We start from the raw sequence: 22,655 nt of genomic DNA on the forward strand, positions 1-22,655 counted from the left end.
TCCTGGAGGCATGGTCCGGCCAGCCGGCGTTTATACTGGAGGCAATTTGCACCCCACCCTCGAGCTTCTGGATCCCCTGCATCCCTTAAGGCGCAGGATAGCCCTATGGCTCCTGCCCCTCGGGGCCCTGCTGGCCCTGGTGGCCCTCTGGGCCTCGAGCCGGGTGGGGCTGGACCCTGTGGACCGGGTCCTCCTGCCCTTCCTGGCCCTGGCCTTCTCAGGCATGGCCCTGGCCCTCTGGCGCGCCCCCCAGACGGCCTCCTGGGTCCTCCCGGGGGCCCACGGCCTGGTGGCCCTGTACCTCCTCCTCACCCTGGCCTTCCAGCTCCTCTTCGCCCCCAACCCCCTGGGCCTATCCCCCGCCGCCCACTGGGTTCCCTTCGTGTACTTCAGCGGTTTTCTCTTCTTCCAAACCCAAAGGGCGGTGCGCCTGGCCCTGCTTTACCTGTTCACCCTCTTTCTCCTCTCCCTCCTGGGGGCCTTGCGCGGCCACTTCCGTGCGGAGCACCTCAACGCCCTGGCCCAGTTCTTCGGGGCCAACCTGGCCTATGTGAGCCTTCTCTACGTGCTGGTCCGGGTCAGGGAGGGCTACCTCGAGGCCCGGCTAGACGCCTACACCGACCCCCTCACCGGGCTTAGAAATCGGCGTTACCTGGATTTAATCTTGGAAAGGGAGCTCTTCCGCGCCCGGCGCTACCGACGGCCCCTCTCCCTTTTGGTGCTGGACCTGGACAACTTCAAGCGGATCAACGACACCCACGGCCACCCGGTGGGGGACCGGGTGCTTAGGGCCCTGGCCCGCTGCCTGGAGGAGCACATCCGGCAAAGCGACCGGGCGGTGCGCCTTGGGGGGGAGGAGTTCGCCATCCTCCTTGCGGAAACCCCCTTGGCCCAGGCGGTGCGGATGGCAAGCCGGCTCCGGCAAGCGGTGGCCGCCTTGCGGGTCTTCCCGGCGGAGGGGATTTCCGTCAGCATCGGCGTGGCCGAGGCCCGCCCCGAAGATTCCCCTCTTTCCCTCCTCAAGCGGGCCGACGACGCCCTTTACCAGGCCAAGCGCCGGGGGAAAAACCGGGTGGAGGTGGGTTAAACCCACCCCTCCCTAGCGGGACCCCCAACCTGGCCAAAACCGGGTTGGGGTGATTAGAGGCTTGCTTCCCGCCTTAAGGCCTCCACCCGGTCGGTTTCCTCCCAGGGGAAGCCTGCGCGGCCGAAGTGGCCGTAGGCGCTGGTGGGGGTGTAGATGGGACGGAGGAGGTCCAGCTCCTCAATGATGGCCAGGGGTCTGGGGTCAAAGACCCGCTTCACGATCTCCGTGAGCTTTTCATCGGGCAAGACCCCGGTGCCGAAGGTTTCCACCCGCAAGGAAACGGGCCTAGCCTTGCCAATGGCGTAGGCCAGCTCCACCAGGGCCCGCCGGGCCAGGCCTGCCGCCACCAGGTTCTTGGCCATGTAGCGGGCGTAGTAGCTGGCGGAACGGTCCACCTTGGTGGGGTCCTTACCGCTAAAGGCCCCGCCTCCGTGGGGCACCACCCCTCCGTAGGTGTCCACGATGATCTTGCGCCCGGTGAGCCCGGTGTCCGCATGGGGCCCCCCCAGGATGAAGCGGCCCGAGGGATTGATGAGGTACTCCGTTTCCCCTTCCCTCAGGTACTCGGGAGGAACAGCTTGGCGCACCACCTCGCGGATCAGGTCCTCGCGAAGCTGGTCCTGCTCCACCTCCGGGGAATGCTGGGCGGAGACCACCACCGTTTTCACGTAAAGGGGCCGGTCCCCCTCGTAGACCACGGTGACCTGGGCCTTGCCGTCGGGGCGCAGGTAGGGAAGAAGCCCGGTCTTGCGCACCTCCGCCAGGCGCATGGTGAGGCGGTGGGCCAGGGTGATGGGAAGCGGCATGAGCTCCGGGGTTTCGTCGGTGGCGTAACCGAACATGAGGCCCTGATCCCCCGCGCCCGTGCGGTCCAGAGGATCCGTGGACTTGAGCACCCGCCACTCGTAGGAGAGGTTGACCCCGCCCGCGATGTCCGGGGACTGCTCGTCGATGGCGGTGAGGACCGCACAGGTGTCGGCGTCAAAGCCGTACTTGGCCCGGGTGTAGCCCACCTCCCTCACCGTCTTGCGAACCAGGCCAGGGATATCCACATACCCCTCGGTGGAGATCTCTCCCGCCACGAACACCAGCCCGGTGGTGACTAGGGTTTCCGCCGCCACCCGGGCCTTCTTATCCTGGGCGATCAGGGCGTCCAGGATGGCGTCGGAGATCCGGTCCGCCAGCTTATCCGGGTGCCCTTCCGTGACCGACTCGGACGTGACCAGCCTCAACTTGCGCACCTCCCTTGCCCCCACCGGGGCAACCCTGATAGTATAGCACCCCCCCTTTTCCGTCCAGGGTATGATGGCGGCTCGTGAAGGACCCTAGGCAGCCCATCGGCGTCTTTGACTCGGGGGTAGGGGGGCTTACGGTGCTTTCCGCTTTGCGCCGGGCCCTGCCCCAGGAGGATTTCCTCTATTTCGGCGACACCGCCCGGGTACCCTACGGCAGCAAGCCCCTTTCCATGGTGCGGCGCTTTGCCTGGGAAATCGCCGGTTTTTTGCTCCGGCAAGGGGTCAAGGCCCTGGTGGTGGCCTGCAACACCGCAAGCTCCGCGGCCCTTCCCGATCTGGCCGAGGATCTTTCGGTGCCCGTCTTCGGGGTGCTGGAACCCGTGGCCAAGGCCGCCCAAGGGTACGGCAAGGTGGGCCTCATTGGCACCCAGGCCACGGTGGAAAGCCGGGCCTACGAGCGCTACGTGGAGGTTTCCTGGGCCAGGGCCTGTCCCCTCTTCGTGCCCTTGGTGGAGGAAGGGCTTTGGGATGACCCCGTGGCCCTCTTGGTGGCCCGGCACTACCTCGAGGAGGCCCCCCAGGACCTCGAGGCCCTGATCCTGGGCTGCACCCACTACCCCTTCCTGAAGGGCACCCTGGCCAAGGTTCTACCCGGAGTGAGGCTCATCGATTCCGCCGAGGCCACGGCGGAAGCGGTGGCCAAAGCCCTCAAGGAAGAGGGGCTTTTAAACCCCGAGGGCCAAAGCCGGGTGGTGCACTTCGTCACGGGGGACCCGGAAAGCTACCGAAACCTGGCGGAGCACCTGGGGGTAAGGGTGGAGGAGCTAAAACAGGTCAGCCTGGAGGAGCTTTGATGGCCAAGAAGCCCCTGATCGACCAGCTTCACCACGAGGATGCCTGGCGGCTTTTCCGCATCCTGGCGGAGTTCGTGGAAGGGTTCGAAACCCTTTCGGAAATAGAGGTCCCCCTGGTTTCCGTTTTCGGCTCGGCCCGCTTCGGAGAGGGCCACCCCGCCTACGCCCTGGGCTACCGGCTGGGAAGGGCATTAGCGGAAGCAGGCTTCGGGGTGGTGACGGGCGGCGGGGGCGGGGTCATGGAGGCCGTGAACCGAGGAGCCTTTGAGGCAGGTGGGGTGAGCGTGGGCCTGAACATCGAGCTTCCCCACGAGCAGAAGCCCAATCCCTATCAGACCCATACCCTCACCCTGCGCTATTTCTTCGTGCGCAAGGTGCTTTTCGTGCGCTACGCCCACGCCTTCGTCTTCCTGCCCGGCGGGTTCGGCACCCTGGACGAGCTCTCCGAGGTCCTGGTCCTCATCCAAACGGAGAAGGTCCACCCTTTCCCCGTCTTCGCCTTGGACCGGGGATACTGGCAAGGGCTTCTGAGCTGGATGGAATCCCTGAAAGAACAAGGGGCCATCGATGCCAAAGACCTGGCCCTCCTTACCCCACTGGATTCCCCGGAGGAAGTGGTCCAGGCCCTTAAGGGAGTATCCTAGAAGGGATGCGCCTGGTCTTGGCCACCAGCAATCCCGGGAAGGTGCGGGAGCTTAGGGAGGGCCTGGCTCCTCTGGGCTGGACCCTTCTTTCCCTGGCCGACTTTCCCCTGCGCATGCCCAAGGAGGAGGGTTCCACCTTCCTGGAAAACGCTCTCCTCAAGGCCGCCTACGTGGCCAAGGCCACGGGCCTTCCCGCCCTGGCGGATGACTCGGGCCTCGAGGTGCCGGCCCTAGGGGGGGAGCCCGGGGTCTACTCCGCCCGCTATGGGGGAAGGGAAACCGACCGGGAGCGGAACGTCTACCTTCTGGAGAGGATGCGCCACCTCAAGGGGGAGGAGCGCAAGGCCCGCTTCGTGGCGGTCTTGGTCCTGGCCTACCCCGACGGGCATGTGGAAACCTACGAGGGACAGGTGGAGGGGTACATCCTCGAGGCTCCCCGGGGGGAAGGGGGCTTCGGGTACGACCCCCTCTTCTACGTGCCCGAGGCGGGCAAGACCTTCGCGGAGATGACCCTGGAAGAAAAGGCCCACTACTCCCACCGGGGCCAGGCCATAAAGGCCCTCCTCAAAGCCTACGAGCAGGGTCCCCCTCCCCGGGAGATCTCCCAACTGGAATGAGCCCGGCCTTCCCATGAACCTCCTTTCGCCCCACATCGCCCTTTACCGCCTTTACGACCTGGCGGACGAGATTGACCTCTCCCGCCTGGCCACCCCCAGGCTTCGCCTCTCCCGGCCCCGGCTGGGGGCGGTGCGCTTCGAAAACCCCCCGGCGCAGGTGGAGCTTGGGGTGAGGAGCGTGGAGGGGATCTCCGGCCTCCTCACCGCCCGGCTCTACGAGTTTGGGGTTGCCTCCCTTTCCTTCCGGGTGCACCTGGGGGAGAAGGTGCCCTGGGAAGCCTTTTTGGAAAGGGCCCTGGCCCTTCCCGAGCTCCCCTTCTGGGAAGGGTTTTTCCTGGCGGAGCTGGCGGCCCTCGAGCCCTATCTGCAAGGAGCCCTCCTCCACCCTGAGGAAAAGCGCCTCTCCGAGGAGTTCACCGTCTACCACGCCCTGGGGATAGAAGGGGAAAAGGCCCATACCCCCCCTGTAGACCTCACCCCCCTCTGGATGGGGGCCAAGGAGGAGTTCGCCCCCGAGGTCAGGCGGGAGATGGAGCGCTACCGCTACAGCTACTCCACCGAGGACCTGGCCCTTTTGGGCTTTGACCGGGTCCTCATCCTGGACTCCGAGGGCATCTGGGACGTGGCCGACCTGGTGGAGTTCGTGCACGCCCAGCTTCTGGAGCTTTCCTACTATGACGGGGTCCTCACCCAGGAGCTGGAGGCCGTGCCCCAGGTGCTCCGGCACCGGGGCCTTTGGGGGTACGGGAAGCTCCAGCGCTTGAGGCGACACCTCATGGCCCGGCATGCGGAGATCGCCGACGTGCGGGCCCGGATGGAGGGAGCCTTGCGCATCACCGAGGATCTCTTCTACGCCAAGATCTACCGGGCCGCCTTGGAGCTCTATGGGGCCCACGAGCTGGAGCGGAGCCTGGAGGAAAAGCTCAGGGTCCTCGAGGCCACCTACGAGATGGTCACCGAGGAGGTGGTGCACTTAAGAAGCCAGGCGGTGGAGGTGGGGATCCTGGCCCTCATCGCCTTTGAGGTGGTGCGGGCCCTCTATTAGGGGGGACTTGCGTCCCGGGAAGGCAGGAGTATACTCAGCCTGCAGGGCGCGGAAAAAAGCTAAGCGGAAACGCTACCACGCGCCCGGAGGTGGGATATGAAACGAGCACTGGCGGTACTGGCCCTCGGGCTTTCCCTGGCCCTTGCCCAGGGGAAGATCACGGTGTGGACCCACTTTGGCGGTCCCGAGCTGGAGTGGCTCAAGGCCCAAGCCCAGGCCTACGAGAAGACCTCCGGCACCAAGGTGGAGGTGGTGGAGGTTCCCTTTGGGGACATCAAGCAGAAGTTCATCCTGGGGGCACCCCAGGGGCAAGCGGCGGACCTGGTGGTCTCCATCCCCCACGACTGGCTGGGGGAGATGGCCCAGGCAGGGGTGCTGGAGCCCATGGGCAAGTACGTGACGCCAAACTATCTATCCGATCTGCAAAGCGTGGCGGTGGAGGCCTTCACCTTCGGGGGTAAGCTCATGGGCCTTCCCGCCTTCGCCGAGAGCGTGGCCCTCATCTACAACAAGAAGTACGTGAAGGAGCCCCCCAAGACCTGGGAGGAGTTCCTGTCCCTGGCCCAGAAGCTCACCACCGGTTCCACCTTCGGCTTCCTGTACAACATCGGCGACCCCTACTTCAACTTCGGCTTCTTCCGGGCCTATGGAGCGGACAACGTCTTCGCCAAGGACGCCAAGGGCAACCTGGACCCCTCCAAGCTCCTGATAGGCGGGGAAGTGGGGGAAAAGGCTTTAGGGTTCATCAAGGATCTCCGCTTCCGCTACAACCTGGTGCCCGAAGGGGTGGACTACGGCGTGGCGGACGGAGCCTTCAAGGACGGGGCTTTGGCCATGATCATCAACGGCCCCTGGGCCCTGGGCGACTACAAGAAGGCCAAGATCGACTTCGGCATCGCCCCCTTCCCCACCCCGCCCGGGGCCAAGAACCCCTGGGGTCCCTTCCTGGGGGTGCAGGGGGTGGTGGTGAACGCCTACTCCAAGAACAAGACCGCCGCGGTCAACTTCGCCAAGACCCTGGTCACCGGCAAGAACCTGGTTTCCTTTAACCAAGCGGGTGGCCGCATCCCCGTGTCCAAGAGCGCCGCCAAGACCCTGGAGAAGGATCCCGTGGTGGCGGGCTTTTCCAAGGTCTTCGCCCTGGGCACCCCCATGCCCAACATCCCCGAGATGGGCAAGGTATGGGGTCCCTGGGCCAACGCCATCAACCTGGCCATCCAGCGGCCCGACTCCAACGTGAAGAAGATCGTGGAGGACATGGTGGCCGAGATCAGGAAGGGCATCGGCAGGTAATACCATCCCACCCGGGCTTTGCCCGGGTGGGGACCCTGGAACACACCCCGTAGCGGAAATGCACACCCATGCAGGCCCCCCATGGGACCTCCTCCCCCCGTGGGGGGCGTATCTTTAAGCCATGAAACACCCTCCTGGCCTTAAGGGTTTTCTCCTGGCCCTATCCTTGCTTTTGGGCCTCCTGATCCTGTCCACAGGGGTGGGCATCCTGGGGTATCTGGCCCTCGAGGCCTACCTGGCCCCTCCAGGCTGGACCATCCTGGTCCTGGCCCTTCTGGTGCTGGTGCCGGGGGCCATCCTGGTGGGACACCTCTTTCCTTGGCTCACCGACTGGTACTATTTCCTCCCCGCTCTTTCCTTTCTTTTGGTCTTCACCCTCTACCCCATCGCCCTCACGGTTTACCTGGCCTTCACCGACTACTCGGGGGCCCGAAGCGGCTTCCCCGACCGCTCCACGGAAACCCGGGTGGTGCGGCAAGAAGGTGCTCGCCTTCTCCTGGAGGAGCCCGTCCAGGAAGCGTTCCGCTGCAATCTCTGCCAGGGAGAACCGGTGGAGGTCTATGCGGAGGGCCACCGCGCCCGGGCCAGGATCCTCGAGGCTGAGGGAAACACCTTGGTCCTAGACCGCACCCCGCCCTTTCAGGCCGCCTTTGTGGCCAAGGTGAATGCCTTCCGCTTCGTGGGCCTTAGAAACTTCAGCTTCATCCTCTCCCAGGCCAGCAAGGCCCTTTTCCCCGTCTTCGCCTGGAACGTGGTCTTCGCCTTAAGCACCGTGCTCCTGAACGCCCTCTTGGGCCTTATATTGGGCCTTGTCCTCAACAACAAAGCCTTAAAGCTAAGAAACTTCTACCGCACGGTACTCATCGTCTCCTGGGCCTTGCCGGGGGTGATCACGGTACAGGTTTTCGTGGCCCTCCTTAACTACAACTTCGGGGCCATCAACCGCCTCCTAGGGGTCTTGGGCATCTACCCCATCCCCTGGCTCAACGACCCCGATTGGGCCAAGGTGGCCATCCTCCTGGTGAACCTCTGGCTTGGCTTCCCCTACATGATGACCGCCACCTTGGGGGCTCTTTCCACCATCCCCGACGAGCTCTACGAGGCCGCCAAGGTGGATGGGGCCACTCCCTGGCAGGCCCTATGGGGCATCACCCTGCCCCTTCTGGAAAAGCCCATGGTGCCCATCCTCCTCTCCTCCTTCGCCTTCAACTTCAACAACTTCTACATCATCTACCTCCTTACCGGCGGAGGCCCGGCCCAGGAAGGCCGCTTGGCCACGGCCCAGGCCACGGACATCCTCATCTCCTGGGCTTACAAGACCGCCTTCAGCGCCGAGGGGCAATCCGCCTACGGCCTGGGGGCGGCCATCAGCCTCCTCATCTTTGCCATCACCGTGGCCATCAGCCTGGTGAACTTCCGCATCACCGGGGCCCTAAGGGAGGTGAGGTAGGTGCGGCGACTTCTGGCCTTCCTCCTCGTGGGCCTCGCCCTTTACGGGGTCTATTGGTTTGCCCTAAACCGGCTCTTTGACGCGGGCTCCTACCGCAAGCAGGTGGCCTTCGGCAGCGTCTTCGTGCCCTATGGCTGGGCCTATGCCCTGGGCATCCTTTTGGGCCTGGTTCTTCTCGTCCTCCTCTACAGCCTGGCCTACACCGTGCTGGCCAACCGCATCCAGGGGCGCAAGCGAAGCCCCTGGCCCCTTTTCTGGCAGGGGGTGACCCACCTCTTCCTCTGGATCCTGATCCTGTTGGTCTACTACCCCGTGGTGCAGGTGGTGGCCGCAAGCTTTGACCCCACCAACAACCTCTTCAGCTTCCGCAGGCCGGACACGGGGTTTCTCCTTTTGGACGCCAAGGTCATCCCCTACGTGCCCGAGCCCTCCTTGGAAAACTACGCCAAGCTGGTGGAGGGGGTGGTGCTTTACCCCTACCAGGTGGGCCTTCTCCTCCTCGGGGGGCTCGCCCTCCTGGGCGTGGCCCTCATCGGCCTCCTGAGGCGGCTTCTAACCCCGGAGGACTGGATGGACCTCTGGCAGGGAAGGCTCCTCCTCCTCTTGGCCCTGGCGGTCTTCGCTTTGGCCCTCACCCTTTCCCCCAAGCAGTTCACCGGGCAGGGCACCGAGGCCAAGTTCCTGCTTTGGGTGCGCAACACCTTCCTCATCTCCGGGCTTACGGGACTCCTCGCCGTGTTGCTCACCGCCACCGCGGGCTACGCCTTCGCCCGCTTTCGCCACCTGCCCGGCCGCTACCCCGTGCTCCTCTTCTTCATCTTCGTGCAGATGTTCCCCGGATTTCTGGCCTTGGTGGCCATCTACTACCTCCTTTCCCGGCTGGATCTCCTGAACACCTTCACCGGGCTGGTGCTGGCCTACTCCGGGGGAATCATCAGCTTCGGCACCTGGGTGTACAAGGGGTACCTGGAAAGCATCAGCCCGAGCCTCGAGGAGGCAGCCATGGTGGACGGGGCCACCAAGTGGCAGGTCTTCACCAAGATCCTCCTCCCCCTTTCCGCCCCCATGTTCGTCTTCATCTTCCTCCTCCAGTTCGTGGGCACCTACTCGGAGTTCGTTCTGGCCAACCTGGTCCTCACGGGGGTGGAAAGCTGGAACGTGGGCGTGGGGCTTCGGAGCTTCACCACCGGCCAGTTCCAGACCAAGTGGGGGATCTTCGCCGCGGCCAGCGTCCTCGGTTCCTTGCCCATCCTCTTCCTCTTCTACGGCTTCCAGCAGTACTTCGTTTCCGGGTACACCGCAGGGGCGGTGAAGGAGTAGCCCCATGGCCCATTACCACGACCTCGAGCACATCCATCCCCCCCTGCCCGAGCTGGGAGAAGAGGTGACCCTCTACCTGGAAACCGAGGCCAAGGAAGGGCTCCTCCTGTACGAAAAGGACGGGGAGATCCACAAAAAACCCATGGAACGGGCCACGGGGGGCCTAAGGGTGCGGGTTTCCGTGCACGCAAGCCCCTTTCGCTACTGCTTCCTCCTGCCCGAGGGCTTCTTGGGCAGCCACGGCCTGGAAAAAACCCTTCCCCGCTACGACCATTTTTTTCACCTCCTGGCGGGATCCCTTCCCCCCTGGTGGGCCCTGGGCACCGTCTATTACCAGATCTTCCCCGACCGCTTCCGCCAGGGGCGAAAGGAGCTTGCCCCCAAGGATGGGGAATGGCTTCTCATGGGCAGGCCCATCCGCAAGAAGGCCTGGAACGAACCCCCGGGCCCGGAGGGATCGTGGGAGTTCTACGGAGGAGACCTCTTGGGCATCCTGGAAGCCCTTCCCCACCTGGAGGCCTTGGGGGTGGAAACCCTTTACCTTACGCCCATCTTCCAAAGCCCAAGTAGCCACCGCTACGACACGGAAGACTACCTGCGGGTGGACCCCCACCTGGGAGGAGAGGAGGCCCTGGAAGCCCTCTTCCAGGCTTTGGAAAAGAGGGGTATGCGCCTGGTGCTGGATGGCGTCTTCAACCATGTGGGGGCCACCCACCCTTGGTTTCAAAAGGCCCTGAAGGACCCGGAAAGCCCGGAACGGAGCATGTTCACCTTCTACCCCGATGGCTCCTATGCCGCCTTCTGGGGGGTAAAGTCCATGCCCAAGCTGGACTATGCCTCCCCCCTCACCCAGGAGCGCTTCGTCCACGGCAAAAAGGCTCCCATCCGCTACTGGATGCGCCTGGCCCACGGCTTCCGGCTGGATGTGGCCCACTCCATCGGGGAAGGGGGGACCAACCGCAAGAACGCCCGCTGGCTTCGCGCCCTGGCCCGGGCGGCCAAGGAAGAAAGGCCCGACGCTTTGGTGATCGGGGAACTCTCCTACGACGCCACCCCCACCCTAAGGGCCCATACCCTGGATGGGGCCATGCACTATGCGGGCTTCGCCTACCCCGTGATGGAGTGGCTTTCGGGAAGGGATGTGCACGGAAGGCCTGTCCACCTGAACGCCCAGGAGGCTTGGCAGGTGCTCTGGGACCACCACCAGGCCCTGCCCGTTCAACTTCGGCACAGCATGTACACCCTCCTCTCCTCCCACGACATCCCCCGCGCCCTTTGGCGGCTTAAGGGGGATGTGGAACGGTTCAAGCTGGCCTATGCCCTCCTCTTCGCCTTCCCGGGAAGCCCCGCCATCTACTACGGGGACGAGGTGGGCCTTTCCCAACCCAACCCCTACGCAAAGTGGCAAGGGGATCCCTACTGCCGGGCCCCCTTCCCCTGGAACGAAAGCGCATGGAACCGCGAGGTGCTGACCCTTATCCGCAGGCTGGTGAAGCTCAAGCGCACCCACCCTGCCCTGCGCCTGGGAGGGCTTCTTCCCTTAGACGCCGGCCAAGGGGTGTTGGCCTTCAAAAGGCGGTACCGAGGCCAGGAGGTCTGGGCCTTCTTCGCCCCGGAAGGAGCAAGGCTCACCCTTCCCCCCGGAATAGACCTCGTTGCTGAGAAGGAGGTGGCGGGGGAGGTGGAAACCGAAACCTCCTTCCTGTTATTCCAACCCGTATAATGCAAGCCAGATGCGGCTCAAAAGTTTCAAGAGAAGGGTGAGGCGGGTTGGGAGCACCGACGCCAAGCCAGGGGAAGGCATCCCGGATGCACCCCCCCTTCAAGCCCAGGCTGAGGGAAGGGTCTCCTCAGAAGGGCTATTGGCCCAGATGGAAGCCCTGAAGGGGGGAAACCCCAAGGACCCTGGCTTCCATAAGCGGGTCATCGCGTTGGTGCAAGAAGCCTATGCCCGTTGGCATAGCCTGCCCCAGGAACAAAAACAGGCCATCCTTGCCTCTCTGACCACCTTGCTCTCCCTCCTGCCCTGGGGGCGGCTCGGACGGGTAGGGTTGCTCTTGAGGAAGGCTTTAGGCCCTGGAGGACAGCTTGCCCTTGCCGTCCTGCTCCGCCTGCTGAAGCGTTAGAGCCCAAGAGCTATACTGGGCTTTTGTGCGGGATGTCCTCGAGGTCCTGGAGTTCCCCAAGGTCCGCGCCCTCCTTGCGGAAAGGGCCAAGACCCCCCTGGGGCGAAGGCTGGCCTTGGCCCTTGCCCCCCTCTCCCAGGAGGAGGCGGAAAGGCGTCACCAGCTGACCCAGGAGGCCTTAGCCTATCCCTATACCCTTCCCGAGGCGGGAACCCTCGAGGAGGCCTACCAAAAGGCCCAAGGCGGGGCCAGGCTTTCGGGCCTCGAGCTCCTGAAAGGAGCCCAGGCCCTGGAGGAGGCCCTAGCCCTCAAGGAGGAGCTTCTTCCCCTACAAAACCTCCTGAGCCAGGTGGCAGCGGGCATCGGGGACCACGGGGCCTTTCTCACCAAGGTCAGGAAAGCCCTGGACGAGGAAGGAGCCGTGCGGGATGAGGCAAGCCCCAAGCTTTTCGCCATCCGCCGGGAACTCAAGCCCCTGCGCCAGCAGATCCTGGACAAACTCTACGCCCTCATGGACCGCCACCCCGAGGCGATCCAGGACCGGTTCGTCACCCTGCGCCGCGAGCGCTACTGCATCCCCGTGCGCGCGGGGATGGCCCAAAGGATCCCCGGCCTTCTCCTGGATGAGTCCGAATCCGGGGCCACCCTTTTCATCGAGCCCCTCTCCGTGGTGAAGCTGAACAACCGCCTCCAAGCCCTGCGCCTTCAGGAGGAGGAGGAGGTAAACCGTATCCTACGGGAGCTTTCCGAAGCCCTGGCGGCCGATGAGGAACTGCCCGGCACCCTTAAGGCCCTAGGCCTCCTGGACCTCGTCCAGGCCCAGGCAGCCCTGGCCCGGGATCTCCGCCTCACCCGGCCCCGCTTTGGGGAAGCTTACGAGCTTTTCCAAGCCTTCCACCCCCTCATCCCCAATCCCGTTCCCAACTCCCTGGCCCTGGACGGGGAAAGGCGCCTCATCCTCATCTCCGGCCCCAACATGGGGGGAAAGACGGCCCTGTTGAAAACCCTGGGCCTGGCGGTGCTCATGGCCCAGTCGGGGCTTTTCGTGGCGGCCAAGAAGGCCACCCTGGCCTGGCCCGACCGGGTCTTCGCCGACATCGGCGACGAGCAATCCCTTCAGGAAAACCTTTCCACCTTCGCCGGGCACTTAAGAAGGCTCAAAGAGATGCTGGAAAGCGCCACGGCCCAAAGCCTGGTCCTCATCGACGAGCTGGGCAGTGGCACCGACCCCGAGGAGGGAGCCGCCCTTTCCCAAGCCATCCTCGAGGCCCTCCTGACGAAGGGGGTCAAGGGCCTGGTCATCACCCACCTCTCCCCCCTGAAGGCCTTCGCCCAGGGACAGGAGGGCATAGAAAACGCCTCCATGCGCTTTGACCTGGAAGGCTTGCGCCCCACCTACCAGCTGGTCCTGGGGGTGCCCGGGCGGAGCTACGCCCTGGCCATCGCCAGGAGGCTTTCCCTGCCCGAGGCGGTGCTGAAGCGGGCGGAAAGCCTTCTGCCCCAAGGGGGAAGGCTGGAAGCCCTCCTGGAGGAGCTGGAGGCGGAAAGGTTACGCCTGGAGGAGGAAAGAAGCCAGCTCCTTTCCCAGCTGGCCCAGGTGGAGACCTTGAGGAAGCGGCTGGAGGAGCGGGAAGCCCGTTTTGCGGAGGAGCGTTCGGAAAGGCTCAAGGCCCTGGAGGAGGAGATCCGCCAGAAGCTCCTAAAGGCGGAGGCCGAGCTCAAAGCCCTCAAGGAAAAGGCCAAAACCCAGGGGAAAAAGGACGCCCTGCGGGAGCTTTTGGCCCTGAGGGAAAGGTATGCCAGGGCCACGCCCAAGGCTGCCTTGGAGGGGCCTAGGGGCCTCGAGGCGGGACAGATGGTGGAGATCCCCTCCCTGAAGCGTCAGGGAAGGCTTCTGGAGCTAAGGGGAGAGGAAGCCCTGGTCCAGGTGGGGCCGGTGAAGATGACGGTGAAGGCCAAGGAGCTCACCCCCCTTAAGGCCCAGGAAACCCCCAAGGCCATCGGCCTAAAGCCGCGAAGGGAGGTGAAGGAGGTGGACCTCAGGGGGCTTACCGTGGAGGAAGCCCTCCTGGAGGTGGACTCCGCCCTGGAGGAGGCCTGCGCCTTGGGCCTCACCACCCTGCGCCTCCTCCACGGCAAGGGTACCGGGGCCCTAAGGCAGGCCATCCGCGAGGCCCTAAGGCGGGACAAACGGGTGGAAACCTTCGCCGACGCTCCTCCCCACGAGGGGGGGCACGGGGTCACGGTGGTGGTGCTGAAGGGCTAGAAGGAGCGGCCCTCCAGGGCCTCTATGCGCTCTCGGATGACCGGGGGCAAAGGCGCGGGCTTGCCTCCTTCCAGCCAAACCTGGACCGTCTTGCCCCGGGCGGCCTCCTCCCCCCTGGCCAGGAGGAGGTACTCCATGTCAAAGCTGCTCCGCCCGATGCGCACCACCCGCACCCCCACCTCCACGGGATCCTCGAGGAGGATGGGCTTCAGGAAGTCCACCTCCGCCCGGGCCAGAATGAAGTGCCCCTTCTCCACCCAGTCCCTTTCCAATCTCTGGAAGTAGGCGGCGCGGGCCACCTCAAAGTAGGTGAGGTACACCGCGTTGTTCACATGCCCCAGGGCATCCAGGTCGCGGAAGCGCACCTGTACGGGTACGGATACGGGAAAACCCTCCACGGGGCCAGAGTATACCAGGGCTGACCCGCGGGTCAGGTATAGTGGGGCCATGGAAACCACGTGGGATCTGACCCCCCTTTTCCCCGGCCTGGAAAGCCCCGAGTTCCAGGCGGCCTGGGAAGGCGTGAGGAAGCGGATTGACCAGCTCAAGGAGCAGGTGGACCAACAAGCCCCTCTAAAGGAGGTCCTGGCCTCCCTGGACGCCCTTTTGGAGGAATCCACCCCCCTTTGGGCCTACCTCTACGCCCGCTTCAGCGCCGACACCACCGACGAGGCCGCTTTGGCCAAGCTCTCCGAGCTGGAGGTGCTCTTTTTGGACTTCCAGCGCCTCAAGCCCCGCCTCACCCGCTACCTGGCCCTGCAGGACCCGGAGGAGGCAGGGCCTTACCGCATCCTGGTGGAGGAGGCCCGGGAGGAAGCCCTGCACATGATGCCCGAGGGGGAAGAAGTCCTGGCGGCGGAGCTATCCCTTTCCGGACGCCAGGCCTGGTCCAAGCTCCACGAGAACCTCACCAGCCAGATCACCGCGGTGGTGGACGGGGAGGAGTTGCCCATCACCCAGGTGCGGAACCTCTACTTCCGCCCCGAGGAGGAGGTGCGCAAGAAGGCCTACCAGGCGGAGCTCCTGGCCTGGGAGCGCCATGAGGTGCCCATCGCTTACGCCCTAAACGGGGTCAAGGGGGAAGCCTCGGTCCTGAACCGCAGGCGGGGCTACCGGGACGACCTCGAGCCCAGCCTGCACCGAAACCGCATCACCCGGAAGGCCCTCATGGCGCTCCTGGAAGCGGTGCGGGAAAGCCTTCCCCTCTTCCGCCGCTACTACCTCCTGAAGGCCAAGGCTTTGGGCAAGGAAAGGCTGGACTGGTGGGACCTCTTTGCCCCCATCGGAAAGGGCCGCCGCTGGAGCCTGGAGGAGGCCCGGGACTTCATCCGGGAAAAGCTCGCCACCCTGGTCCCGAACGCCGCTAAAGTGGCGGAAACCGCATTCCAAGAACGCTGGATGGATCTCCTGCCCCGCAAGGGCAAGATCGGCGGGGCTTACTGCATGGGAAGGGGCGGGGGCAAAAGCCTCATCCTGGCCAACTACGAGGAAAGCTTTGAGTCGGTGTCCACCCTGGCTCACGAGCTGGGCCACGCCTACCACAACTTCGCCCTGGCCCGAGTGCCCGCCAGCCTGCGGGAGGTGCCCATGACCCTGGCAGAGACCGCCAGCATCATGAACGAAACCCTGGTGGTGGAGGCGGCCCTTAAGGAAGTTTCCCCGGAAGAAGGGCTTCTGATCCTGGACGCCTACCTGCAAGGAGCGGCCCAGGTGGTGGTGGACATCTATAGCCGCTTCCTCTTTGAGTCCTGGGTCTTTGAGGGAAGGAAGGCCCGGGAGCTTTCCCCCAGGGAGTTCAAGGAGCTCATGCTGAAGGCCCAGAAGGAGGCCTACGGGGAGGTCCTCGCCACCCACCACCCCTACATGTGGGCGGTGAAGGGGCATTACTACGGCTCCGACTTCTACAACTACCCCTACACCTTCGGCCTCCTCTTCGGCTTGGCCGTGTACCAGGAGGCCAAGGAGGACCCGGGTTTCGCCGGGCGCTACGAGGAGCTTCTGGCCACCTCGGGCATGTACCGGGCCAAGGAGCTGGCGGCCCGCTACGGCTTTGACCTGGAAAGCCCCGCCTTCTGGCGAAAGGGGTTTGCGGTTCTGGCCGAGAAGGTGGAGGAGCTGGAGAGGAGGCTTGCCTAGTCCACCGGGTGCCCTCCTGACCTTCCCCTGACCTGGGGAAGGTTGGCTTTATGGGATGCGCCTTTTGGTTCTTTGCACCCACAACTCCGCCCGCAGCCAGATGGCGGAGGGCTGGTTCCGGCACTGGGCCAGGGAAATGGGAGTGGACCTCGAGGTCCACTCCGCCGGCACCGAGAAAACCTTCGTCAAGGAAGAAGCCCGGCAGGTGATGGCCGAGGTGGGGATTGACCTTACGGGGCACTTCTCCAAAACCCTTTTTGAGCTCCCCGATCCCTGGAACTTCCACCTGGTTCTCACCGTGTGCGACACCGCTAAGGAAGCCTGCCCCGCCTACCCCGCCAAGACGGAAAAGCGCCATGTTTCCTTCCCCGATCCCTCGGGAAGACCCCTGGAGGAATGGCGCAGGGTGCGGGACGCCCTCGGGCGCATGGCCCGCCACCTGGTGGAAAACCTGAAAGTGGGGCGCATCCCCACAGACGAGGAACTGGAGGAAGCTGCAAGGTAGCCCTATCGGGCCGACCCGGCCTCGAGGTCCCCGATGTGGATGGCCGCCACCCCGAAGGTGAGGAGTTCGTAGCGCACCTTGAAGCCTGCTTCCTCCATCATGGCCTTTAAGGTTTCCGGCGGGGGAAAGGCCTCCACGCTTTCCGGCAAGTAGCGGTAGGCCCCGAAGCTCCCCGAGACCACCCCCCCCAGGAAGGGGAGGAGCCGCTGGAAGTAAACCCGGTAAACCAGGCCAAAGACCCCCCGGGGAGGCGGGGGAAACTCCAGGATGACCAGCCGCCCCCCCGGGGCCAGGACCCGGCGGAGCTCGAGAAGAGCCTTACGGTAGTCGGCGAAGTTACGAAAACCGAAGGCGATGGTGATGGCCTCAAAGCTTCCTTTGGGGAAAGGAAGGGACAGGGCATCGGCTTCCAGAAACTCCACCGCGAGGCTCTGCGCAAGGGCTTTCCTGCGGGCGATCTCCAGCATGGGCGGGGCGAAGTCCGCCCCCACCACCTGAGCCGTGGGCGCCTTCCTCTTCAACATAAGGGCCAGATCCCCCGTGCCCGTGGCCAGGTCCAGAATGCGCCGGGGATTTTTTTCCAAAGCCAGGGCCACCGCCCGCCTGCGCCAGCGAAGATCGGCGCCAAAGGAAAGAAGCCGGTTCAAAAGGTCGTAGCGGGGGGCGATCTCCGCAAACATGCGCCGCACCCGCTCGGCCTTTTCCCGGGGAGAAACCTCCACGAAAGAAGTCTAGCACCGCCCGGGGCCGTAGACCCACGGGGCTAGGGTACAATCGTGGGCGTGTGGAAGGACCGTAAGCGCCTGGGAATCCTGGTGGCCTTGGGGGGAGGGGTTCTCCTCCTCCTCTGGTACCTGGCGCCCTGGGCGGTACCCCATCGCCTTTTTGGCGGCGAGGGCGTGCTTCTAAGCCCCTTCGGCCACCACTTGCCCCAAGGAACCCTGCCCCCGGGTTACCGGGATGGCTGGCTCCCTTGGGTCTTCTATCCCTCCTTGGCCTGGCTGGCCCTCACCCTGGTCCTGGCCTGGACTCCTAAGCCCGCCCGGAAGCTTTACCTCCTGGGGATCCTGGGCCTAGGCCTCTTCCTCCTCACCTACCTGCTCTTCCAAGCCAGCGTGGCCCAGGTGAACGCGGGTACGGAAAGGCCCATCCTCAGGCGGTACACCCTTGGGCTTGGCAGCTACGCCACCTTGGCCTATAGCCTCTACCTCCTCCTCCTGGCGCGGCTTTTCTCCCCTGGGGGGCTGGCCTTTCTGGTGCGCCGCCGGGGGGTGGTGGTGCCCCTTTTCTCCCTCCTCTTGGCCTCCTTGTTGGGCGGCGTCATCGTGGCGGTGATGAAGGGGGCACCGGGGGAAGCCCAGACCCTCAGGGAAGCCTGGATGTTGAAGCTGGACCTCATCACCTACACCTACCAGCTCCTCTATAGCCCCTTGGTCAACCCCTCAGGCTTCCTGCAAAGCCTCCTCCTGGCCACTCCCCTGATCTTCACCGGCTTGGCCGTGGCTTTAGGCTTCCGCGGGGGACTTTTCAACATCGGGGCCCCAGGGCAGCTCATCCTGGGGGCCATCGCCGCCATGCTGGTGGGCGTGTACCTGCCAGGGCCCAGGTGGCTGGTACTGCCCCTCGCCATCCTGGCCGCCGCTTTGGCCGGGGGGCTATGGGGTGCCCTGCCCGGCTGGCTCAAGGCCCGCTTCGGGGCCCACGAGGTGATCAACACCATCATGCTGAACTACATCGCCGCAAGCCTCTTCCTCTTCCTCATCTCCTCCAACGAGTACAAGTTCTTCGGCAACACCCTATACCTTCCCTTCAAGTACCCCGGGTACGAGGCCCGGAGCTACGAGATCCGACCCGAGGCCCGCATCCCCCACTGGACCGAGCTGGTGGCCCCAGGGGGGGAGCTTTCCTTCGCCCTGCCCTTGGCCCTCCTCCTGGGCCTACTGGGCTACTTCCTCACCAGGAAAAGCCTGGGCCACCGGGTGCTCATGGGCCTCCTGGCCGGGGTGGTGGGGTACTGGGTGGGGGGGCTTCTTCCGGGGCCTGCGGTGAACTTCGGCCCCGACCTCACCTCGGTGCGGCTCAACGGGGCCTTCCTTTTGGCCCTTTTGGCCCTCCTCTTCTTCCACTTCTACGTCTTCCGCACCGTAGGGGGATACGAGCTCAGGGCCATGGGCCTGGCCCCCAAGGCGGCGGAGTACGGGGGGGTGCTGGCCGGACGGAAGATGGTCCTCATCATGTTCCTGGCGGGGGCCTTGGCGGGCTTAGCCGCCACCCACTACGTGCTGGGCGGAGGGATTGACGAGTACCGCTTGAAGCAATCCCTTCCCTACTCCGTGGGCTTTGACGGCATCGCCGTAGCCCTCATGGGCCAGAACACCCCCTTGGGGGTGGGCCTAGCCGCCTGGCTTTTCGGCATCCTCCTCACGGGCGGGTTGCAGGTGAACCTGCAGCTCGGTATCAGCCGGGAACTGGTGGCGGTGCTTCAGGCCTTGATCGTTCTCTTCATCGCCGCAGGGGGCTTTTTACCCCGCTACTTCACCGACCCCCTGCGGGCAGCCGAGGTGGAGCTTAGGGAAGAAAGCCGAAAGCGAGAGGAAAGGGAGGAGACCCCATGAACCTGGACGCTGCCTTTTGGATCGCCCTCTTCTTCTCCACCCTGCGCCAGACCACGCCCCTTTTGCTCACCGCCTTGGGGGGGATGTTCTCCGAAAGGAGCGGGGTGGTGAACATCGCCCTCGAGGGCATCATCCTCTTCGGAGCCCTCACCGCCGCGGTGGTGGTGGAAAGGGTGGAACACACCTTGGGCCCTGGCCCCCATCCCTGGCTTCCCTGGCTTGGGGTCCTAAGCGCCATGCTGGTGGGAGGGCTGGTGGCCCTGGTGCATGCGGTGGTCTCCATCAAATACCGGGCGGACCAAATCATCAGCGCCACCGCCATCAACCTCCTGGCTCTGGGGGCCCCCAGCCTGGTGCTCACCTACTTCTACGGCAACGCCACCAACTCCAAGGAGGTGGCAAACCGCCTGCCCCTTTGGGGCCCCGAGGGTTTTGCCCTCTCCCCCTTGGTCTACCTGGCCTTCCTCTTGGTGCCCGTGGCCTGGTGGGTCCTCTTCAAGACCCCCTTTGGCCTGCGGCTTAGGGCCGTGGGCGAGCATCCCGAAGCCGCCGACACCCTGGGGATCAACGTCTACCGCATGCGCTACGTGGGAGTGGTCCTCTCCGGGGTCTTGGCAGGCCTCGCCGGGGCCTACCTGGCCATCGGCTTCCTCAACCAGTTCGTGCGGGGCATGTCCGCGGGGATGGGGTTCATCTCCCTGGCGGCCATGATCTTCGGGAAGTGGCACCCCTTGGGCATCCTCTTCGCCACCTTGCTCTTCGGCTTCGCCAGCGCCCTAGCCATCCAGCTTCAGGGCACGGAGATCCTGCCCGCGGTCTTGGTGCAGGCCTTCCCCTATGTGGTCACCGTTCTGGTGCTGGCGGGCTTCATGGGCAAGAGCCGGCCCCCGGCGGCGGTGGGAAGGCCCTACGAGAAGTGAAGGACCTTGACCCAGCGCCCCAGGCGGTAGCGGAGGGTGAGGGCGCTGCCGTCTTGAAAGCGGAGCTCCACCCGCCCCTTTCCCAAGGCGAAGCCCACCACCTCCTCCGCCCCCGGACCCTGGGCAAAGTGGGCGAAGCCGTCCGAGCGCAGGTAGAGGAAACCCTCCCCCCAAGGGGTGAGGAGGAAGATCTGGGCCTCGGTGCCCTGGCGGTTCAGTACCAGGCGGCGCACCTTCCGGGCGAAAACCTGGGCCCCGTTCATGCCCTCAGGCCAGTTCCTCCTTGGACACCTCCACCGCCTTCCCCTCCTCCAGGAGGAGTTCTATGGTCCCCTTCAAGGGGTTCACCTTCTGCACCTTGCCGCACACCCCCTCCTTGGTGCAGACCCGGGCATTCCTGCGGGGAAGCTCCGCCAAAAGCTCCTGGTACACGGGATGCTCGTAAGCCAGGCAGCAAAGGAGTCGGCCGCAAGGACCCGAGATCTTCTCGGGGTTCAGGGGAAGCCCCTGGTCGCGGGCCAGCTTGATGGAAACCTGGGTGAAACCCTGGAGCCAGGTGGAGCAGCAAGACTCCATCCCGCAGGCGCCCAAGGTGCCCAGGTAGGCGGCCTCCTCCCGGGGGCCCTCGGCCAAAAACTCCACCCGGGCCCCGAAGCGCTCGGAAAGCTCCCGGGTAAAGCGCTTGAGGTTCACCCGCTCCTCCGCGGCGTAGTGCACGGAAAGGTGCCGGCCATCCAGGGTAAAGTCGCACCCCAGGACCTTGGCCCTCACCCCTTCTTCCTGAAGGCGGGCCCGCAGGTAAAAGGCCACCTCCTCGGCCCTGGCCCGGAGCCTCGAGGCCAGGTCCAGATCCTCCTTGGTGGCCAGGCGCACCACCTCCCCAGCCTCCTTCTCCTTGCGGGGTGAGGTGCGCACCTTGCCCACCTCCAGGCCCCGGCTGGTGCGCACCACCACATACGCCTCCAGGGGCGGGGGATCCCCCTGGAAGCGGAAGTAGCGCAGCACGGGGGTACGGAAGCGGACGCCCACGGTCATGTTTCCAAGTCTAAGGCCAATCGGGCCAGGACCAGGTCCGGGCTCACATACCCCTCCAGGGCCTCCCGGGCGGCCTCGAGGGCCAGAAGCGCCTGCGGACGGTGGCGGAAAGCGGCGTAAAGGGCGAAAATCCCCTCCTCGTCTGCGAAGAGCTCCTTCAGGAGGGCAAACCGCCGCCAGGAGGAGGCGCCACCCACCTCCCTGGCCTTCTCCATGCGGGCGCGAAAGGCAGCGGGGTCGGCCAGGGCCCTTAAAAGCCGGCCTGGAACCCCGCCGGCGTAGGCCAGGAGCTCCGGATCCTGGGTCAAGGGGTAAAGCCGCTCCTCGGGCACCGGGGCAAAGGCCACCTCCAGGACCCGGCTGGCCAAGGTGGGAAGCAGGGTGGCGCGGCTTGGGGCGATGAGGACGACGCGCCCGTAGGAGGGGGGTTCCTCCAGAAGCTTCAAAAGGGCGTTGGCCGCCGCCTCGGTGAGGAGGTGAGCGGCATCCAGGACGGCCACCTTGACCCGCTCCCGGGGGTGGGTGGCGAACCAGCCGAAAAGGGGTTCCACCTCCTCGAGGCGGATCTCCATCCGCCCCTTCAAACCCCGCTCTGGGGGACCTATCTCCAGAAGGTCGGGGTGCTCCCCCCAGGCGGGGGGAGGAAACCCCCGGTTCAGCCCCCAGGCGTACCAACGGGCCACCAGGCGCCTCCCCACCCCTTCCGGCCCCGAGAAGAGCAAGGTAGAGGTGCCAAGCCTAGGCAGGAGCCCCAGAACGGCCTCGTGGCCGATTATTCCCCAAGGGTTAGGCGGGTGTAGAGCCACGTGGGAAACCCCTCCTCCGCCAGGCGCTGGGCCACCGGGTCCAGGTTGTACCTCACCCGGGAAAAGGTGATCCCGTCCCCCTCCCAAACGGCAAAGGCCGCCCCGGGCACGTGGTCGCGGGGCTGGCCCACCGAACCCGGGTTGACCAGGACCCGCACCGTAGGGGGAAGGATCAGCTCACCCCCTTCGGCCAGGCGCTGGTAGCGCACCCAGGGGCGGGGTCCGGAAAGCTCCAGAAAGGCCCCAGCCAGATGGGTGTGCCCGTGGAAGGTGAGGCGGTGGTCCGTACAGGCGAAGGCCTGGCGGGCCAGCTCCAATCCATCCAGGTACTCCATGGGATCGCAGGGGCTGCCGTGGACCAGAAGCGCTCCCTCCACCTCCCTTTGCCAGGGCCAGGAGGAGAGGAAGTCCAGGTGCCTGGAGGACAACCGCTCTCGTTGCCAGGCCAGGATCTCCAAGATCACCCCCTCCTTCGGCAACCGGTCCAGGGCCAGAAGCCAGGCATCGTGGTTGCCCAAGACGCACTGGGCCTCCACCTCCATGAGCCAGTCCAGCACCCGGTCCCCATCCGGATAGTAGCCCACCGCATCCCCCAGGAAGAGCACCCCATCAAAAGGGGGGGCTGCCTCGAGGACCGCCTGCAAGGCGGGCCAGTTGCCGTGGATATCGGAGAGGACCAGGTAGCGCACGGGGTTTAGGAT

The 22,655-nt window shown here is 65.1% G+C and carries 22 protein-coding genes; 15 read left to right on the forward strand and 7 right to left on the reverse strand.

Going from position 1 to position 22,655, the window contains the following annotated elements:
* The first annotated feature begins 10 nt into the window (after positions 1 to 10).
* Positions 11 to 1,087: a GGDEF domain-containing protein gene (locus EBI04_RS08645; RefSeq protein WP_135257114.1), complete on the forward strand. Its 1,077-nt coding sequence runs from the start codon at positions 11 to 13 to the stop codon at positions 1,085 to 1,087.
* Positions 1,088 to 1,140: 53 nt separating this feature from the next.
* Here the strand turns inward: EBI04_RS08645 and metK are convergent, their stop codons facing one another.
* A complete protein-coding gene (metK, locus tag EBI04_RS08650) occupies positions 1,141 to 2,319 on the reverse strand; it encodes a methionine adenosyltransferase (protein WP_167481979.1) in 1,179 nt (392 codons plus the stop codon).
* A gap of 83 nt (positions 2,320 to 2,402) precedes the next feature.
* On the opposite strand from metK, the gene murI reads away from it, so the two are divergent.
* From murI to EBI04_RS08700, 10 genes are all read left to right on the forward strand, one after another.
* Positions 2,403 to 3,176: a glutamate racemase gene (gene murI / locus EBI04_RS08655; protein ID WP_135257116.1), complete on the forward strand. Its 774-nt coding sequence runs from the start codon at positions 2,403 to 2,405 to the stop codon at positions 3,174 to 3,176.
* Positions 3,176 to 3,820 (forward strand): LOG family protein, encoded by a 645-nt coding sequence (locus EBI04_RS08660; protein WP_135257117.1) that lies wholly within the window; start codon positions 3,176 to 3,178, stop codon positions 3,818 to 3,820. Before murI ends, EBI04_RS08660 begins: the two co-directional genes overlap by 1 nt.
* Before the next feature lie 5 nt (positions 3,821 to 3,825).
* Positions 3,826 to 4,437 carry an XTP/dITP diphosphatase gene (locus EBI04_RS08665; RefSeq protein WP_167481926.1) on the forward strand — a complete coding sequence of 204 codons (612 nt, stop codon included), beginning with the start codon at positions 3,826 to 3,828 and terminating at the stop codon, positions 4,435 to 4,437.
* A 13-nt stretch (positions 4,438 to 4,450) separates the two neighbouring features.
* Positions 4,451 to 5,482: an RMD1 family protein gene (locus EBI04_RS08670; protein ID WP_135257119.1), complete on the forward strand. Its 1,032-nt coding sequence runs from the start codon at positions 4,451 to 4,453 to the stop codon at positions 5,480 to 5,482.
* 96 nt (positions 5,483 to 5,578) lie between these two features.
* Positions 5,579 to 6,775, forward strand: a complete 1,197-nt coding sequence (locus tag EBI04_RS08675) for a sugar ABC transporter substrate-binding protein (protein WP_135257120.1) — start codon at positions 5,579 to 5,581, stop codon at positions 6,773 to 6,775.
* Between the two features lie 121 nt (positions 6,776 to 6,896).
* Complete coding sequence (locus tag EBI04_RS08680) at positions 6,897 to 8,225, forward strand: ABC transporter permease subunit (protein ID WP_135257121.1); 1,329 nt, start codon at positions 6,897 to 6,899, stop codon at positions 8,223 to 8,225.
* Positions 8,226 to 9,545, forward strand: coding sequence for a sugar ABC transporter permease (locus tag EBI04_RS08685; RefSeq protein ID WP_135257122.1), 1,320 nt, complete (start codon positions 8,226 to 8,228; stop codon positions 9,543 to 9,545).
* Positions 9,546 to 9,549: 4 nt separating this feature from the next.
* Complete coding sequence (locus EBI04_RS08690) at positions 9,550 to 11,268, forward strand: glycoside hydrolase family 13 protein (protein ID WP_167481927.1); 1,719 nt, start codon at positions 9,550 to 9,552, stop codon at positions 11,266 to 11,268.
* A gap of 10 nt (positions 11,269 to 11,278) precedes the next feature.
* The gene (locus tag EBI04_RS13530) at positions 11,279 to 11,671 is read left to right on the forward strand and encodes a hypothetical protein (protein WP_240695269.1); all 393 of its coding nucleotides are present in this window, start codon (positions 11,279 to 11,281) and stop codon (positions 11,669 to 11,671) included.
* A gap of 25 nt (positions 11,672 to 11,696) precedes the next feature.
* Positions 11,697 to 13,937 (forward strand): endonuclease MutS2, encoded by a 2,241-nt coding sequence (locus EBI04_RS08700; RefSeq protein ID WP_135257123.1) that lies wholly within the window; start codon positions 11,697 to 11,699, stop codon positions 13,935 to 13,937.
* On the opposite strand, the gene EBI04_RS08705 is transcribed toward EBI04_RS08700, so the two are convergent.
* Positions 13,934 to 14,335, reverse strand: a complete 402-nt coding sequence (locus EBI04_RS08705) for an acyl-CoA thioesterase (RefSeq protein ID WP_135257124.1) — start codon at positions 14,333 to 14,335, stop codon at positions 13,934 to 13,936. The two genes, EBI04_RS08700 and EBI04_RS08705, sit on opposite strands and share 4 nt — an antisense overlap.
* 49 nt (positions 14,336 to 14,384) lie before the next feature.
* On the opposite strand from EBI04_RS08705, the gene EBI04_RS08710 reads away from it, so the two are divergent.
* Positions 14,385 to 16,073, forward strand: a complete 1,689-nt coding sequence (locus EBI04_RS08710) for a M3 family oligoendopeptidase (protein ID WP_135257125.1) — start codon at positions 14,385 to 14,387, stop codon at positions 16,071 to 16,073.
* Positions 16,074 to 16,128: 55 nt separating this feature from the next.
* Entirely contained in the window at positions 16,129 to 16,578 is a 450-nt protein-coding gene (locus EBI04_RS08715; protein ID WP_135257126.1) for an arsenate reductase ArsC, read from the forward strand.
* A 2-nt stretch (positions 16,579 to 16,580) separates the two neighbouring features.
* On the opposite strand, the gene ubiE is transcribed toward EBI04_RS08715, so the two are convergent.
* The gene (gene ubiE, locus EBI04_RS08720; protein WP_240695413.1) at positions 16,581 to 17,258 is read right to left on the reverse strand and encodes a bifunctional demethylmenaquinone methyltransferase/2-methoxy-6-polyprenyl-1,4-benzoquinol methylase UbiE; all 678 of its coding nucleotides are present in this window, start codon (positions 17,256 to 17,258) and stop codon (positions 16,581 to 16,583) included.
* Between the two features lie 102 nt (positions 17,259 to 17,360).
* Between ubiE and EBI04_RS08725 the strand changes: the two genes are divergently transcribed.
* Both EBI04_RS08725 and EBI04_RS08730 read left to right on the forward strand, forming a co-directional pair.
* The gene (locus EBI04_RS08725; RefSeq protein WP_135257128.1) at positions 17,361 to 19,193 is read left to right on the forward strand and encodes an ABC transporter permease; all 1,833 of its coding nucleotides are present in this window, start codon (positions 17,361 to 17,363) and stop codon (positions 19,191 to 19,193) included.
* Positions 19,190 to 20,113 (forward strand): ABC transporter permease, encoded by a 924-nt coding sequence (locus EBI04_RS08730; protein WP_135257129.1) that lies wholly within the window; start codon positions 19,190 to 19,192, stop codon positions 20,111 to 20,113. Before EBI04_RS08725 ends, EBI04_RS08730 begins: the two co-directional genes overlap by 4 nt.
* Here the strand turns inward: EBI04_RS08730 and EBI04_RS08735 are convergent.
* Genes EBI04_RS08735 through EBI04_RS08750 form a run of 4 tightly spaced genes read right to left on the reverse strand, consistent with a single transcriptional unit; the run spans position 20,101 to position 22,643 of the window.
* Positions 20,101 to 20,376, reverse strand: a complete 276-nt coding sequence (locus tag EBI04_RS08735; protein WP_135257130.1) for a hypothetical protein — start codon at positions 20,374 to 20,376, stop codon at positions 20,101 to 20,103. The genes EBI04_RS08730 and EBI04_RS08735 overlap by 13 nt on opposite strands.
* A 4-nt stretch (positions 20,377 to 20,380) precedes the next feature.
* Positions 20,381 to 21,148, reverse strand: coding sequence for a PSP1 domain-containing protein (locus EBI04_RS08740; RefSeq protein WP_135257131.1), 768 nt, complete (start codon positions 21,146 to 21,148; stop codon positions 20,381 to 20,383).
* Entirely contained in the window at positions 21,145 to 21,954 is an 810-nt protein-coding gene (locus EBI04_RS08745; protein ID WP_135257132.1) for a DNA polymerase III delta subunit-related protein, read from the reverse strand. Before EBI04_RS08745 ends, EBI04_RS08740 begins: the two co-directional genes overlap by 4 nt.
* Positions 21,921 to 22,643 (reverse strand): metallophosphoesterase family protein, encoded by a 723-nt coding sequence (locus EBI04_RS08750; RefSeq protein WP_135257133.1) that lies wholly within the window; start codon positions 22,641 to 22,643, stop codon positions 21,921 to 21,923. Before EBI04_RS08750 ends, EBI04_RS08745 begins: the two co-directional genes overlap by 34 nt.
* Positions 22,644 to 22,655 lie beyond the last annotated feature (12 nt).

The sequence above is a fragment of the Thermus caldilimi genome (assembly GCF_004684245.1).
Classification (GTDB): domain Bacteria; phylum Deinococcota; class Deinococci; order Deinococcales; family Thermaceae; genus Thermus; species Thermus caldilimi.

Bases quoted from the DNA above. Each gene is read 5' to 3' on its own strand.
- EBI04_RS08645 (WP_135257114.1), top strand. From the start codon at position 11: ATGGTCCGGCCAGCCGGCGTTTATACTGGAGGCAATTTGCACCCCACC.
- EBI04_RS08660 (WP_135257117.1), top strand. From the start codon at position 3,176: ATGGCCAAGAAGCCCCTGATCGACCAGCTTCACCACGAGGATGCCTGG.
- EBI04_RS08665 (WP_167481926.1), top strand. From the start codon at position 3,826: ATGCGCCTGGTCTTGGCCACCAGCAATCCCGGGAAGGTGCGGGAGCTT.
- EBI04_RS08670 (WP_135257119.1), top strand. From the start codon at position 4,451: ATGAACCTCCTTTCGCCCCACATCGCCCTTTACCGCCTTTACGACCTG.
- EBI04_RS08675 (WP_135257120.1), top strand. From the start codon at position 5,579: ATGAAACGAGCACTGGCGGTACTGGCCCTCGGGCTTTCCCTGGCCCTT.
- EBI04_RS08680 (WP_135257121.1), top strand. From the start codon at position 6,897: ATGAAACACCCTCCTGGCCTTAAGGGTTTTCTCCTGGCCCTATCCTTG.
- EBI04_RS08690 (WP_167481927.1), top strand. From the start codon at position 9,550: ATGGCCCATTACCACGACCTCGAGCACATCCATCCCCCCCTGCCCGAG.
- EBI04_RS13530 (WP_240695269.1), top strand. From the start codon at position 11,279: ATGCGGCTCAAAAGTTTCAAGAGAAGGGTGAGGCGGGTTGGGAGCACC.
- EBI04_RS08710 (WP_135257125.1), top strand. From the start codon at position 14,385: ATGGAAACCACGTGGGATCTGACCCCCCTTTTCCCCGGCCTGGAAAGC.
- EBI04_RS08715 (WP_135257126.1), top strand. From the start codon at position 16,129: ATGCGCCTTTTGGTTCTTTGCACCCACAACTCCGCCCGCAGCCAGATG.
- ubiE (WP_240695413.1), bottom strand. From the start codon at position 17,258: ATGTTTGCGGAGATCGCCCCCCGCTACGACCTTTTGAACCGGCTTCTT.
- EBI04_RS08730 (WP_135257129.1), top strand. From the start codon at position 19,190: ATGAACCTGGACGCTGCCTTTTGGATCGCCCTCTTCTTCTCCACCCTG.
- EBI04_RS08735 (WP_135257130.1), bottom strand. From the start codon at position 20,376: ATGAACGGGGCCCAGGTTTTCGCCCGGAAGGTGCGCCGCCTGGTACTG.
- EBI04_RS08740 (WP_135257131.1), bottom strand. From the start codon at position 21,148: ATGACCGTGGGCGTCCGCTTCCGTACCCCCGTGCTGCGCTACTTCCGC.